The 12,515-nt window shown below is 64.5% G+C and carries 16 protein-coding genes; 11 read left to right on the top strand and 5 right to left on the bottom strand.

Going from position 1 to position 12,515, the window contains the following annotated elements:
• Positions 1 to 138 precede the first annotated feature (138 nt).
• Positions 139 to 807 carry a S24 family peptidase gene (locus B4F07_RS12545; protein WP_293700186.1) on the bottom strand — a complete coding sequence of 223 codons (669 nt, stop codon included), beginning with the start codon at positions 805 to 807 and terminating at the stop codon, positions 139 to 141.
• A gap of 127 nt (positions 808 to 934) precedes the next feature.
• On the opposite strand from B4F07_RS12545, the gene B4F07_RS12550 reads away from it, so the two are divergent.
• Both B4F07_RS12550 and B4F07_RS12555 read left to right on the top strand, forming a co-directional pair.
• On the top strand, positions 935 to 1,198 hold the full coding sequence (locus B4F07_RS12550; protein ID WP_293700184.1) for a hypothetical protein: 264 nt from the start codon (positions 935 to 937) through the stop codon (positions 1,196 to 1,198).
• Positions 1,195 to 1,521, top strand: a complete 327-nt coding sequence (locus tag B4F07_RS12555) for a hypothetical protein (RefSeq protein WP_293700182.1) — start codon at positions 1,195 to 1,197, stop codon at positions 1,519 to 1,521. Before B4F07_RS12550 ends, B4F07_RS12555 begins: the two co-directional genes overlap by 4 nt.
• An 11-nt stretch (positions 1,522 to 1,532) precedes the next feature.
• Here B4F07_RS12555 and B4F07_RS12560 read toward each other — a convergent pair whose 3' ends face one another.
• Together B4F07_RS12560 and B4F07_RS12565 are read right to left on the bottom strand one after the other, a co-directional pair.
• Positions 1,533 to 2,360: a hypothetical protein gene (locus B4F07_RS12560; protein ID WP_293700181.1), complete on the bottom strand. Its 828-nt coding sequence runs from the start codon at positions 2,358 to 2,360 to the stop codon at positions 1,533 to 1,535.
• 59 nt (positions 2,361 to 2,419) lie between these two features.
• Positions 2,420 to 3,628: a TIGR04063 family PEP-CTERM/XrtA system glycosyltransferase gene (locus B4F07_RS12565; protein ID WP_293700179.1), complete on the bottom strand. Its 1,209-nt coding sequence runs from the start codon at positions 3,626 to 3,628 to the stop codon at positions 2,420 to 2,422.
• A gap of 65 nt (positions 3,629 to 3,693) precedes the next feature.
• Between B4F07_RS12565 and B4F07_RS12570 the strand changes: the two genes are divergently transcribed.
• The 8 genes from B4F07_RS12570 to B4F07_RS12605 all read left to right on the top strand — a co-directional run bounded on the left by B4F07_RS12570 (position 3,694) and on the right by B4F07_RS12605 (position 10,289).
• Positions 3,694 to 3,849 carry a hypothetical protein gene (locus B4F07_RS12570; RefSeq protein ID WP_293700177.1) on the top strand — a complete coding sequence of 52 codons (156 nt, stop codon included), beginning with the start codon at positions 3,694 to 3,696 and terminating at the stop codon, positions 3,847 to 3,849.
• Positions 3,842 to 5,224: a putative O-glycosylation ligase, exosortase A system-associated gene (locus B4F07_RS12575; protein ID WP_293700175.1), complete on the top strand. Its 1,383-nt coding sequence runs from the start codon at positions 3,842 to 3,844 to the stop codon at positions 5,222 to 5,224. The genes B4F07_RS12570 and B4F07_RS12575 overlap by 8 nt, the downstream gene beginning before the upstream one ends.
• Positions 5,225 to 5,261: 37 nt before the next feature.
• Complete coding sequence (locus B4F07_RS12580) at positions 5,262 to 6,272, top strand: DNA topoisomerase IB (RefSeq protein ID WP_293700173.1); 1,011 nt, start codon at positions 5,262 to 5,264, stop codon at positions 6,270 to 6,272.
• Between the two features lie 88 nt (positions 6,273 to 6,360).
• The gene (locus tag B4F07_RS12585) at positions 6,361 to 7,503 is read left to right on the top strand and encodes a mechanosensitive ion channel family protein (RefSeq protein WP_414711704.1); all 1,143 of its coding nucleotides are present in this window, start codon (positions 6,361 to 6,363) and stop codon (positions 7,501 to 7,503) included.
• A 94-nt stretch (positions 7,504 to 7,597) separates the two neighbouring features.
• The gene (locus B4F07_RS12590; RefSeq protein ID WP_293700170.1) at positions 7,598 to 8,056 is read left to right on the top strand and encodes a MaoC family dehydratase; all 459 of its coding nucleotides are present in this window, start codon (positions 7,598 to 7,600) and stop codon (positions 8,054 to 8,056) included.
• A 160-nt stretch (positions 8,057 to 8,216) separates the two neighbouring features.
• Positions 8,217 to 9,398, top strand: coding sequence for an acetyl-CoA C-acyltransferase (locus tag B4F07_RS12595; protein ID WP_293700168.1), 1,182 nt, complete (start codon positions 8,217 to 8,219; stop codon positions 9,396 to 9,398).
• Between the two features lies 1 nt (position 9,399).
• Positions 9,400 to 9,984 carry a carboxymuconolactone decarboxylase family protein gene (locus B4F07_RS12600; RefSeq protein ID WP_293704826.1) on the top strand — a complete coding sequence of 195 codons (585 nt, stop codon included), beginning with the start codon at positions 9,400 to 9,402 and terminating at the stop codon, positions 9,982 to 9,984.
• Positions 9,985 to 10,001: 17 nt separating this feature from the next.
• Positions 10,002 to 10,289 (top strand): putative quinol monooxygenase, encoded by a 288-nt coding sequence (locus B4F07_RS12605; RefSeq protein ID WP_293700164.1) that lies wholly within the window; start codon positions 10,002 to 10,004, stop codon positions 10,287 to 10,289.
• Positions 10,290 to 10,499: 210 nt separating this feature from the next.
• Here B4F07_RS12605 and soxR read toward each other — a convergent pair whose 3' ends face one another.
• Positions 10,500 to 10,970: a redox-sensitive transcriptional activator SoxR gene (gene soxR / locus B4F07_RS12610; protein WP_293700162.1), complete on the bottom strand. Its 471-nt coding sequence runs from the start codon at positions 10,968 to 10,970 to the stop codon at positions 10,500 to 10,502.
• 167 nt (positions 10,971 to 11,137) lie between these two features.
• On the opposite strand from soxR, the gene B4F07_RS12615 reads away from it, so the two are divergent.
• Positions 11,138 to 11,584 (top strand): VOC family protein, encoded by a 447-nt coding sequence (locus tag B4F07_RS12615; protein ID WP_293700161.1) that lies wholly within the window; start codon positions 11,138 to 11,140, stop codon positions 11,582 to 11,584.
• A gap of 57 nt (positions 11,585 to 11,641) precedes the next feature.
• On the opposite strand, the gene B4F07_RS12620 is transcribed toward B4F07_RS12615, so the two are convergent.
• Complete coding sequence (locus tag B4F07_RS12620) at positions 11,642 to 12,421, bottom strand: transglutaminase-like domain-containing protein (protein WP_293700159.1); 780 nt, start codon at positions 12,419 to 12,421, stop codon at positions 11,642 to 11,644.
• Positions 12,422 to 12,515: the final 94 nt, after the last annotated feature.

Genomic DNA, 12,515 nt, shown 5'->3' on the forward strand with positions numbered 1-12,515 from the left:
AGGTTCTCAGCCGTTCCTCAAATTCCGTTCGTGTCGAGCGAAGTCGAGACACCTTTCGACGCAGCGCCTAGCCCGAGGGGTGTCTCGACTTCGCTCGACACGAACGGGGATAGAGGGGGCACACCCCCAATGTCGCCGCTACCGCACCCGCCGCCCGGTCCACACGACGCGGCCGACCAGTTGCACCGACGTCATCGGCAGATCGTCCCAGCTGCGATAATGCGGATTGTCGCTGATTACTGAAATCCGCCCCGGCCCCGGCGCACGGGCGATGCGTTTGACCATCAGCACATCGTCCATGCGCAGCACATAGATGCCATCGCGCAGCCGCGCCGCGGCGTCGCCGCCATCGACCAATATGTCGTCACCGTCGTCCAGCGTCGGCGCCATCGAGTCGCCCTCGACCCGGATGATGCTGAGTGCGCGCGGATCGGCGCCGAGGTCGCGCAGCCATTTCGGATCGAACGCCACCTCGCCCTCGACCGGTTCGCCCTCAACGCTGGACCCCGCGCCCGCCGAGGCACCGATAGCCAGCTTCGGGACGAGGATCATCCCCGGACCGCGCATCCGAGCTGGCGTCGCTACGCGCTGCACCGGCCCGCCGAGCAGGGCTTCGGACACGCCCAGATAGGCAGCGATCCGCGCGCGATCCTGTTCGGCAAGCCGCCGCGGCGAGCCGCGCTTGATATATTGCTGGATATAGGCGGGGTTGCGCCCGATCACCTGCGACAGGCGCGCATAGTCGATGCCCTTGTCGGTCAAGAGACGGTCGAGCGCGGCGCGCGGATCGGCAACATGGTCGCTCATGGACTAGTCCTTCCTATTTCGTTCCTAGCAAGCGGATTTTTCCTAGACAAGTAGGAAAATGAGCATCAGATAGGAATTATCCTATCGGGTGAGTCGCCCGGTTGTCGACGCAGTCAGGGAGGAATTTATGGAGCGCACCTTGTTGCAACGGATCGATGCCTTTTTGAAGGAATCGGCGATGCCGCCGACCGTGTTCGGCCGCGCCGCGGTGCGCGATCCGAAGCTGGTGAGCGACCTGCGCGGCGGTCGCGAACCCGGCGTCCGGCTGATTTGCCGTGTGGAACATTTCATGAACATATGGCGCGCCGAGCGTCATGCGGGTCGTATTGCGCCGCAAGGTGACCGGCGGACACGGTCCTTTCGTCAGTCGGCCAAGGGAGCGCAGGCATGACGCGCTGGTCGCCCGCACAGTCGCGCCGCCCCGGCTGTCCGCACCGCCGTTTGCGTCACCTACTCGCGGGCGCGCTGCCGACGGGGATGACGATGGGTGCCTCGACATTCCGGCCGTGGGCGAGCGCGAATTTTGTCGGGGCGCGCCACATCTTTCCGTGCGCGCTGGCGGAGGGTGACGCCGAAGCGGTTCGCGCCGCGCTACAGAGCGATTTGAGCGCGGCCGAATGGGCGCTGCCGGGTCATGTCGTCGCCGACGTCGTGGTCGAATGCGGCGAGGCGCCCGACGCATTGCAGATCGAAATTCTGACGGTGGAGGATTGAGCGTGGGGACGCTAGCCCACCGACTGGCGTGTCATCCGTTGCAGGGTGCTGAGCGCGGCTTCGAGGGCGAAGTCGACTTCGGGGTCCGGGTCGACGGCGGCGCCTTCGGGCGCAGTCGCGTCGTCGGTCGCGGTCGGTTCACGGCGGCGGGCCAGACCCGCTTCGAGCCGCGCGACCATCGCGCCGAGCGAATTGTCGGAGGCGGCGGACAGCGGCTTTGCCGTCATCTCGGCGGGTTGCAGCCAAGGTTCCTCGCCTTCTGCCGGCTCCTCAGGCGCGAGGTCGGCGAGCACCAGCTCGTCGGTATTTTGCTCGGCAAATTCGTCGAGCCACAGATCGGCTTCGGCGCTGTTATCCGCAACCTCGGCGTTCAGCGGCCCCAGACCGCCCGCGGGGAGATCGCGGCCAGCGCGGATCGGCGGGCGCAGAGGATCGTCGGGATGCAGGTCGACGCGGCGGCGGCGCGTCCAAAAGACGTCGCTATCCTCGTCGAGATCCGCAGCGGCTTCGCGGCGGAAGCGGCCGCGCAGCGAGGAAAGACCCGCCGCTTCGGGCTGCGCGATCAGCAGTGCGACCAGTCCGGCGATCAGCGAAGCGATTGCGGCCATGCCAAACGCCAGGATCAGCCGCGCAGCATTGCCGACCGGCGGCACAAAATAGTCCGACAGGCGGTCGAGATAGAGGTTCCAGGCGATCCCCGCGACCCACGACATCGGCATGACGGCAGCAAACAGGAAGGTCAGCGCCGCGGCGCCGATTACCGCGGGCATGGCGGGGCGCAGCGCGCGAAGGAGCGCGCTGGCTTTGCCATGGCCGGGGTTGTCGCTGGTCTCGTCCATATCGTCCAATTCCGTGCGGCCCGCGCGGGGCCAAAATCTCGTTTTTTCGGGCAGCGCGCTCAGGCCGCGCCGCGCAGCAATCGCTGGTAAACCGGCTCGTAACGTAAAATGTTTGATGACCAGTTACGATGGGTTTCGACAAAAATACGTGCGGTGCGCCTTCGATCCGCCCAAATATCGCGATTTTCGAGCAGGTTCGCCAGCGCATCGGCGATCGCTTTGGGATCGTCGGGGGCAAATAGCGTGCCGGTGACGCCATCTTCGACCAGCTCGCGGTGGCCTCCGACATCGGACGCCGCGACCAGCTTGCCCTGCGCCATCGCTTCGAGAGGTTTGAGCGGGGTGACGAGGTCGGTCAGCCGCATTTTCTTGCGCGGGTAAGCGAGGATGTCGATCAGCGAATAATAGCGCTCGACCTCTTGATGCGGCACGCGGCCGACGAAATGGATTTGCGGAGCCGCAGAGGACGCGGCGGCCTGCGCCTTCAGCGCCGCTTCCATCGGCCCGCCGCCGACGAGCAGCAGCCGCGCCTTGGGCTGCGCCGCGACCAGCGCGGGCATCGCCGCGATCAGATCATCGATCCCCTCATAATCGTAAAAGCTGCCAATATAGCCGATCACGGCGTCGTCGGCAGCAATCCCGAGCGTGTCGGCCAGCGCGTCGTCGCGCGGCGGCGGATCGCCGAACAGGTCGAGATCGACACCGTTCGGCGAGACGGTGATCTTGGCGGGGTCGATGCCGCGCGCGATGAGGTCGCCGCGCAGCCCTTCGCAAATGACCGCGACGGCATCGGCCGATTTCACCGCATGGGTTTCCAGCATTTTGGTGACTCGATAGCGCAGGCTGCCTTCGCGTCCGGTCCCGTTGCCGACCGACGCATCCTCCCAAAAAGCGCGAATTTCGTAGATCACCGGGATGCCGAGTTTCTTGCCGACGCGCAGCGCCGCGAGCCCGTCGAGCACCGGCGAATGGGCGTGCAGCACATCGGGCTTCCAATCGCGCGCCAGCGCCTCGACCCGCTGCGCCAGCGCGCCGATTTCGCGCCATTCGTTGATGACCGGCATCGCGGGCGCGATCGGCGGGGTGCGATAAAAGGTCAGCCCGTCGACGGTTTCGCCGTCCGGTCCGGGTTCAGGGTGGCGCACCCCGGTGACCCCGGCGACGTCCCAGCCCTTCGCCACCTGCGCCTTCATCAGCGCGCGGGTGCGAAAGGTATAGCCGCTGTGCGTCGGCAGGCTATGATCGAGGACGTGGAGGATGCGGGTCATGGGCTAGCGCTTTGACATACTAGCCTTAACGCAGCGTCAACCCCGATCGCGTAGCGGGAGCGGACATGGTCGACAATTTTTCCATTGGCCTGACGCACGTCTTGATGGCGATTGCGCTCTGGCGACTGCTGCACCGCGACGATCTCGACCGCGAGGTCAGCCCGCGCGCGCAGTGGCAGCAACGCCGGGAAGCCGAACCGGACGACCACCGCGATGCGTGACATTGCGTTCGTCGCCTTTCTCTTCGCGTTCATTGGGCTCGGTTTCCGCAAGCCGTTCCTGTTCGTGCTGTGCTTTTGTTACATCGACATCGTCGCGCCGCAGCGGCTGAGCTATTTCCTGATCAATTCGATCCCGATTTCGCTGATCGTGTTCGGGCTGGCGATTGTGGGGTGGCTCGCGATCGACGACAAGCGCGATACGCGCTGGTCGGGGCGACAAGTCCTGCTCGTCCTGCTGCTCGCCTATTGCGGCATGACCACGATGTCGGCCGATTTTCCGGTCGAGGCCGCCGATAAATGGAGCTGGGTGTGGAAGGCGCTGATCTGGGCGATTTTCCTGCCGCTGACCTTGCGCACCAAGCTGCGGATCGAAGCGCTGGCGCTGATCATGCTGCTTTCGGCGGCGTCGATCGCCATTGCGGGCGGCCTCAAGACCGCAGCGGGCGGCGGCGGTTACGGATCGCTGCAATTGCTACTCAACGAAAATTTCGGGCTATACGAAGGGTCGATCATGTCGACCGTCGGCATCGCGATCATCCCGTTGATCCTGTGGTATCGCCGCCACGGCACGATCTTCACCCCCGACTGGCGCGTCTCGCTGTTCTGCTTCGCGCTTTGTTTTGCCTGCATGCTGCTGCCGGTGGGGACGCAGGCGCGAACCGGGCTCGTCTGTCTTGCGGTGCTGGCGGTGCTGTCGCTGCGCGCGGTCAAGCACCGTGTGCTGTATATGGTCGGCGCGGGTCTGCTGGCGGTCGCTGCGGTGCCGTTCCTGCCGCAAAGCTTTACCGAGCGGATGGAGACGATCCAAGGTTACAAGTCCGATCAGTCGGCATCGACGCGCGTCGCGGTGTGGGCGTGGACCTGGGATTATGCCAAGGAAAACCCGTTCGGCGGCGGGTTCAACGCCTATATCCAGAACCGCCTGCGCGTCGAGACGACCGGGTCGGGTTATGATCCCGACCGGCCGCAGCCGGACGGCCCGACGGTCCATGAGGACGCGGCCCGCGCCTATCATTCCAGCTATTTCGAAATGCTGGGCGAACAGGGTTATCCGGGGCTGGCGCTGTGGTTGCTGCTCCACATTGTCGGCATTGCGCAGATGGAGCGGCTGCGCCGCCGTTATCTGACCACCCGGCGGGCCGAGGAGCTATGGATCGCGCCGCTGGCGACGGCGCTCCAGCATGGCCATATCATCTATATGGTCGGGTCGCTGTTCGTCGGCATCGCGTTCCAGCCCTTCATTTACATGATGCTGGCGCTCGAAATCGGACTGTCGACCTATTGCCGCCGCCGCGAACAGGAGGCCGGATGGCGCCCGTTGATGGCACGTCCGGCGCAGGTTCCGACGCGGCATTCGCTGCCCGACGCGCGCTGACGCGGAACCAAAGGGCGGGGCAGCGCGCTGTTGCCTTATGCCCGCCCCCCGCCTGATCCATGTCGACGACGGCCTGCCCGGCATCTCGCGCGAACGCGTTGGCGACATTTGGCGGTATCGCGACACCAAGGGCCAGATCATCCGCGACCGCGACGAGATCGCGCGGCTGAACGCGATCGCGCTGCCTCCGGCGTATGAGGATGCCTGGTTTTGCCCCGCCGCCAATGGCCATATCTTGGCCACCGGATATGACGCGCGCGGGCGCAAGCAATATCGCTATCATCCCGATTTCCGGCTTGCGCGCGAGGCCGACAAATATGATCGCTGCGCCGCGTTCGGCCACGCGCTGCCGCTGCTGCGCGTCCGACTGGTCGACGATCTGGCGCGGCGGACGCTGTGTCAGGAACGCGTCGTCGGTGCAGTGGTGCGCCTGCTCGACCTCGCGGCGCTACGGGTTGGGAATGAGCAATATGTCGCGGCGAACAAGAGCTTTGGCGCGACAACCTTGCGCCAGCGACACGCGAAGCTGAGCGGCCAGACGCTGCGGCTGAGTTACCGGGCCAAGGGCGGTGCGCAGCGGCTGGTGACGATCAGCGACCGCAATTTGACGACGTTGGTGCGGCGCCTGCAGGATCTGCCGGGGCAGAATCTGTTCCAATATGAAGATGATGGCGCCGTCTGTACCGTCGGGTCCGAAGACGTAAACGCCTATATCCGGGGCGCAATGGGCGACGAATTCAGCGCCAAGCATTTCCGCACCTGGTCGGCGAGCGTCGAAGCCTTTTCGTTTCTCTATGACGCCCCCGAGCCACCAACGCTGAAAGCCATGCTCGAGCATGTCGCCGACCGGCTGGGCAACACCCCGGCCATCGCGCGCAAAGCCTATGTCCACCCGGCGATGATCGCGGCGGCGCAGGAGCGCGGCGACTTTGCCGCGGCCGCCGGGCCGTTGCCGCGCGTGGCCAAATATCTTTCGCGTTACGAACGCGGATTTTTGGCCTATCTGGAGCGCGCGCCCGCCGCCGCGGCGTTGCTGCAATCCGCCTGACCTGCGACCCAAGAGGACCGACGTGACTTTCTCTATCCTTGCTGCCGCCCAGACCGCTGCCACCAAGACGGCGGTAAAGGCCGCGCCAGTGCGCAACGATCCGATTGCCGACCTGCGCGACTGGTGGGACAGCAGCGTCGCCTGGGTGAACAGCCACTGGTTGCAGATCGGCATCGCGATCGCGGCGGGTCTGGCGATCTATTTCCTGCTGTCGATGATCCGCGGCTTTGCGCTGAAACGCGCGCAGGCGACGCCGGGCGAATTCACCCTGACCCACATCGTCGGGCGGGTGATCCACAAGACCAAGTCGTTCGTGCTGGCGATCATCGCGGTCCGCATGGTCGCGGGCTATGCGCAGCCGCCCGCTGTCATCCTGCACATCATCCAGCTGGTGTTTACCGTTGCGGTGGTGTTGCAGGTCGCGATCTGGGCGCGCGAAATCATCCTGGGCCTGATCCAGCGCCGCGCCTCGGACGGGCATAACGAGACATTGTCGAACGCGATGGGGATCATCCGCCTGTTGATCAGCGTCGCGCTGTTCGCCATCGCCGGGATCGTCATCCTCGACAATATGGGGGTCAATGTCACCGGGCTGGTCGCGGGCCTGGGCATCGGCGGTATCGCCATTGGCCTCGCCGCGCAGGGCATTTTTTCGGACCTGTTCGCGTCACTGTCGATCATTTTCGACCGGCCGTTCCGGGTCGGCGAGACGATCAAATATGACACCAGCACCGCGACGGTCGAGCGCATTGGTCTCAAAAGCACGCGGCTGCGCTCGCTCAACGGCGAATTGCTGGTGATTTCGAACACCAATTTGCTGGGCAAGGAGATCACCAATTTCGCGCATCTCCACCGCCGCCGCATCACCTTTACCATCGGCGTCATTTATCAGACGACCCCGACGATGCTGCGCGACCTGCCCGCGCTGCTCGAGGAGCAGGTGGTCACCGCGGGTCAGGAGTTCATCCGTTCCAGCTTCCTGACCTTCGGCCCCTCCAGTCTGGATTTCGAATTGCTGTTCGACGTGTTCAGCGACGAATTCGATGTCGTCGCGGCGGCGCGCACCGATGTCGGCATCCGCGTGTTCGAGGCGATGGCGAAGGCGGGTTATGAATTTGCGTACCCGACCCAGACCACGTTCACCGCCGCCCCCGACGGCACGATGATCATGCCCTATGCCGAGTCCGCGAAACCCAAGGCGAGCGCGGCGAAGACTGCCAAGCCAGACTGACGCTACGGCGCCTTGGCATGATGGCTTGGGCCTTGTGCAACGTGTCCAGACAGGCCTAGAACGCGCGCCGAACCAATGATCGAGGGGATGAGCGATGGCCACAATCACGCCGCAGGAATTGCAGACCAAGGTCGGTGAGCATCTCGGGACATCCGATTGGGTGCTGGTCGATCAGGAGATGATCAACAAGTTCGCCGACGCCACCGGCGACCACCAGTTCATCCATGTCGACGAGGAAAAGGCCAAGCTGACGCCGTTCGGCGGCACGATCGCGCACGGCTTTTTGACCCTGTCACTGATGCCAATGCTGGGCCAGAGCACCGACGGCCCCAAGGTCGGCGGCGTCAAGATGGGGGTCAATTACGGCTGCAACAAGGTCCGCTTTTTGTCGCCCGTCCGCTCGGGCAAGCGCGTGCGCAGCCACATCAAGCTGCTCGAGCTGGAGGAAAAGCGCCCCGGCCAGTGGCAACAGACCAATGAAGTGACCGTCGAGATCGAGGGCGAGGAAAAACCCGCCCTGATCGCCGAATGGATCAGCCAGTTTTTCGTTTGAAGTGACTAAGCCCCTCCCCTTCAGGGGAGGGGTTGGGGGGGGGGTCCATCGACCTTGCGCAAGGCCGCTGGACCCCACCCGTTGCGACTAGGCAGCAAGCTGCCAAGTCTCGCTGCCCTCCCCTGAAGGGGAGGGATTTGGGATTGTTAGGAGAAATATCATGCGTGACGCCGTCATCGTTTCCACCGCCCGCACCCCGCTGACCAAGGCGGGTCGCGGATCGTTCAACAACACGCTGTCGCCGACGCTGGGCGCTTACTCGGTCAAAGCCGCCGTCGAGCGCGCAGGCCTCGAAGGCGGCGAGATCGACGACGTCGTGTTCGGCGCCGCCATGCAGCAGGGATCGCAGACGATGAACGTCGCGCGCCTGATCGCGCTGCGTTCGGGCCTGCCTGTCACCGTCCCCGGCATGTCGATCGACCGTCAGTGCTCGTCGGGCCTGATGACGATCGCGACCGCGGCGAAGCAGATCATCGTCGATCGTCAGGACATCTGCGTCGCCGGCGGCATCGAAAGCATCTCGAAGGTCAGCGGCAGCGGCAAGGTGTTCGTCGAGACCGACGCCGAGCTGATCGCGATGCACAAGGACACCTACATGCCGATGATCGGCACCGCCGAGGTCGTCGCCAAGCGGTACAACATCAGCCGCGAAGCGCAGGACGAATACTCGCTCCAGTCGCAGCAACGCACCGCCGCCGCGCAGGCCGCGGGCCTGTTTGCCGATGAAATCATCGCGTGCAACGCGACGATGGCCGTGATGGACAAGGAAACCAAGGAAGTCTCGTTCAAGGACGTGACCGCCGACAAGGACGAGTGCAACCGCGCCGATACCACGCTCGAAGGCTTGTCGAGCCTGAAGCCCGTGATGGGCGAGGGCCACACGATCACCGCGGGCAATGCCAGCCAGCTTGCCGACGGATCGTCGGCGTGCGTCGTGATGGAAGCCAAGGTCGCCGAGAAGCGCGGGCTCCAGCCGCTGGGCCGTTATGTCGGCATGGCGGTCGCGGGCACCGAACCCGACGAAATGGGCATCGGTCCGGTGTTTGCGATCCCCAAGCTGCTCGAACGCTTCGAGCTCAAGATGGACGACATTGGCCTGTGGGAACTCAACGAAGCGTTCGCGGTGCAGGTGCTTTATTGCCGCGACAAGCTCGGCATTCCGAACGAGCTGCTCAACGTCAACGGCGGCTCGATCTCGATCGGCCACCCGTTCGGCATGACCGGCGCGCGCTGCGTCGGCCACGCGCTGCTCGAAGGCAAGCGCCGCGGCGTCAAATATGCCGTCGTCACGATGTGCATCGGCGGCGGCCAGGGCGCAGCGGGCCTGTTCGAGGTCTTCTGATTTGCGCCTGAACGCTCCGCGTATCGAGCCGGTCAACTTGGACCGGCTCGATGCCGACCAGCGCACCGCGCTCGAACCCTTCCTTGCCTCCGACGGGGGCAAGGTCGGGGGCGGCAAGATCCTCAACATCTTCCGCACCCTGGCGCATGCGCCGAAAGCGCTGACCGCCTTCCTCAGCTGGGGCAATTATATCCTGTCGAAGCGCAACGCGCTGAGCCCTCGGAATCGCGAACTCATCATCCTGCGCACCGGCTATAATTGTCGTTCGGGCTATGAATGGACGCAGCACAAGCGCATCGGGCTCGACTGCGGGCTGACCGCGGACGAGATCGCGCGGATCAAGGCGGGGCCGGATGCGGATGGCTGGAGCGCGATCGACCAAGCGATGCTGCGCGCAACCGACGAGCTGACCAGCGACCATTTCGTCACCGATGCGACCTGGACGGCGCTCGCGCCGCTCGGCGACAAGGGGCGCATGGACCTGGTGATGACCGTCGGCCAGTACACGCAGGTTTCGATGATTTTGAACAGTTTTGGCGTCCAGGTCGAAGACGGCTGGGACGTCGATCCCGACCTTCGCAAATAAACCAAGGAGAGAGAAGCATGGCCATCGGCATCATCGCCACGCTGCGCGTGCAGCCCGGCAAGGAAGCGGAATTCGAAGGCGTGTTCGCCGAGTTGGCGTCCGCGGTCGCGGCGAATGAACCCGGCAACAGCTATTACAAGCTGTTCCGCGCCCACGAGGCGGGCGTCTACAAGGTGCTGGAATGTTATGATGACGAGGCGGCGGTCGACGCGCACCGCGCATCGGACCATTTCCGTAGCCTTGGCGCGAAGCTGGGTCCGTGTTTGGCGGGGGCGCCTGAGATTGAGAATTTGAGCGGGGTTTGAGGGCGGAAACGGCGGCTAACGACCGGAAGTGGGCATAGCCGATCCTCCCCCAACGGGGGAGGGGGACCACCCGAAGGGTGGTGGAGGGGCACAGGCGGTTTACGTGGCGCCGGACAAAAAGCACTGCTTCAACGGCGACCGTTCGGCGGTGCACNNCCTCCCCGTTCCGGGGAGGATCAGCTAAGTCCGCGCCCCACCCCAAAGCCGACCTCACCCCACCTCCGCAATCTCCGTTGCCCGGTCGCCCAGCACATAGCGCGGCCCTGCCCCGCGCTGGGCAGCCTTGTCCTGCGGGTTGTACAGCCCGCATTTCTTCAGGCTCAAACACCCGCAGCCGATGCAGGTGCCGAGCAGTTTGCGCGTCCGTTCCAGCGCCGCGATCTGCCCGTCGATCCGTTCCCGCAATCCGGTGCTGATCCGCGTCCAGTCGGCCGCATTGGGTGTGCGTCCGGCGGGTAGCCGTCGCAGCTCAGCCGCAATCTCCTCCAGGCTCAGCCCCAGTTGCTGCGCTATCAAGATGAACGACACGCGGCGGATGTCGGCGCGGAGGAACCGGCGCTGGCCGCCACGGGTGCGCAGCGCCTCGACCAGCCCCTTCGCCTCGTAAAAGCGGATCGCCGACACCGCGACGCCGGTGCGCGCAGCAAGTTCGCCGATCATAATCAGGTCGGTGCGATGCATCGATTGCTCCCTGTGCCGCCTTGCGACCCGAGCGAAACCAAGGCGGGTTACGCCTGATGTGGATCGCCGCGTCGCCTCACTCCTCGCCATGACAACATTACTGCTTGATCTAAACCTCACTTGAGCTTCCAAAAACAGCTGCGTCAACCCGAATCAGGAGTCAGAAATTGACGCATCCCTTTATCGAGCATGTCAACGTGACGGTCAGCGACCCCGATCGCAGCGCAGCGTTGCTGGCCGCCATTTTTGGCTGGCGCGAACGTTGGCGGGGTACGGCGCATAACGGCGGGCCGGTGATCCATCTGGGCAGCGACAGCGCCTATGTGGCGCTCTACACCGGGCCGGACGGCGAACATCGGGGGGTCGCCCATGGCAAAGGCGCCCCGCTCAACCATATCGGCGTTCAGGTCGAGGATCTGGACGCCATTGAAACGCGCGTCATCGCCGCGGGTCTCGTCCCCCACTCACACGGCGACTATGAACCCGGTCGCCGCTTCTATTTCTTTGACCCCGACGGCATCGAATATGAAGTCGTCAGCTATGCCGAACGAACAACCGTGCCTTACGACGCGGCACATGAGCGGCTGTCGCATTTGCATCTTGTTCTGAAATAATCGGACCAACGCGCGCGATGTGATGGACCGGGCGGCGGGCCGCTCCGGCGCTGACCGCTACCCGGCCGCGGCCACCGTCACCCGCTGGTTCAGCATCTCGATCTCGCCATAGGCGGTCAAAAAGCTGATGTCGGCGGCGTCACGGCCGACGGCGATCTTGGCCATCTCGCCTGCTTTCGCCATGCCCGTGGGATCGACCAGATGCCAGGAGCCACCCAGGAACACTTCAGCCACCGCATGGAAATCCTGCGGCTCGACGCCGAGCGCATAGACGCTGACGATACGCGCCGGGATGGCCGCGGCCCGCGCCAGGCTGACCATCACATGCGCATAGTCGCGGCACACCCCCTGCCGTTCGACAAAGCTGTCGAGCGCGCCCGTTTCGGCGTCGCTCGACCCCGATACATAGGTGAAATGCGTTTCGATCCAGTCGCGCATCCGACCGATTTTGGCGCCGCCCTCGACATCGCCAAACTCGTCCTGGACGAAGTGGATAAATTTGTTCGCCGGGCAATAGCGCGATTCATTGAGATACTGGACCGTCTCGCCGGGCAGGCGGTGCATCGGCACCTTGTCCAGCGTGCGGTAATCGGTGAGGTCGCGCTGGATTTCGACCGTCGTGCGATAGCGCACGTTGAGTTCGCCGCCGCGGCGCAGCCAAATGCGGTCGCCGATCATGTCCTGCGCCGGAACGCGCGCGAAATACTCGCAGTCGCCGACGTCGAGCACGGCGTTCAGGATCAGTTGTTCGGGGATCGCCGCGGCTTCGATATGGAGCATCAGATCGACCGGATCGCCAAGGCGATAGTCGAGCGCGGCGGTGATTTCGAGTTTCATCGGTGGGTAACGCTCCAGAAAGGGATCGGTGCCGCTAAGGCGATAAAAACCGCCGCGCAACGGAAAAGCATTGGCGCGATTGGGGGGCCGCGCG

Origin of the sequence: Sphingopyxis sp. UBA6723 (assembly GCF_002454115.1) — a bacterium.
GTDB lineage: Bacteria > Pseudomonadota > Alphaproteobacteria > Sphingomonadales > Sphingomonadaceae > Sphingopyxis.

What these genes read in the sequence shown, in the direction of transcription:
- B4F07_RS12545 (WP_293700186.1), bottom strand. Translation starts at nt 807, where the DNA reads ATGAGCGACCATGTTGCCGATCCGCGCGCCGCGCTCGACCGTCTCTTG.
- B4F07_RS12550 (WP_293700184.1), top strand. Translation starts at nt 935, where the DNA reads ATGGAGCGCACCTTGTTGCAACGGATCGATGCCTTTTTGAAGGAATCG.
- B4F07_RS12555 (WP_293700182.1), top strand. Translation starts at nt 1,195, where the DNA reads ATGACGCGCTGGTCGCCCGCACAGTCGCGCCGCCCCGGCTGTCCGCAC.
- B4F07_RS12560 (WP_293700181.1), bottom strand. Translation starts at nt 2,360, where the DNA reads ATGGACGAGACCAGCGACAACCCCGGCCATGGCAAAGCCAGCGCGCTC.
- B4F07_RS12565 (WP_293700179.1), bottom strand. Translation starts at nt 3,628, where the DNA reads ATGACCCGCATCCTCCACGTCCTCGATCATAGCCTGCCGACGCACAGC.
- B4F07_RS12570 (WP_293700177.1), top strand. Translation starts at nt 3,694, where the DNA reads ATGGTCGACAATTTTTCCATTGGCCTGACGCACGTCTTGATGGCGATT.
- B4F07_RS12575 (WP_293700175.1), top strand. Translation starts at nt 3,842, where the DNA reads ATGCGTGACATTGCGTTCGTCGCCTTTCTCTTCGCGTTCATTGGGCTC.
- B4F07_RS12580 (WP_293700173.1), top strand. Translation starts at nt 5,262, where the DNA reads ATGCCCGCCCCCCGCCTGATCCATGTCGACGACGGCCTGCCCGGCATC.
- B4F07_RS12590 (WP_293700170.1), top strand. Translation starts at nt 7,598, where the DNA reads ATGGCCACAATCACGCCGCAGGAATTGCAGACCAAGGTCGGTGAGCAT.
- B4F07_RS12595 (WP_293700168.1), top strand. Translation starts at nt 8,217, where the DNA reads ATGCGTGACGCCGTCATCGTTTCCACCGCCCGCACCCCGCTGACCAAG.
- B4F07_RS12605 (WP_293700164.1), top strand. Translation starts at nt 10,002, where the DNA reads ATGGCCATCGGCATCATCGCCACGCTGCGCGTGCAGCCCGGCAAGGAA.
- soxR (WP_293700162.1), bottom strand. Translation starts at nt 10,970, where the DNA reads ATGCATCGCACCGACCTGATTATGATCGGCGAACTTGCTGCGCGCACC.
- B4F07_RS12620 (WP_293700159.1), bottom strand. Translation starts at nt 12,421, where the DNA reads ATGAAACTCGAAATCACCGCCGCGCTCGACTATCGCCTTGGCGATCCG.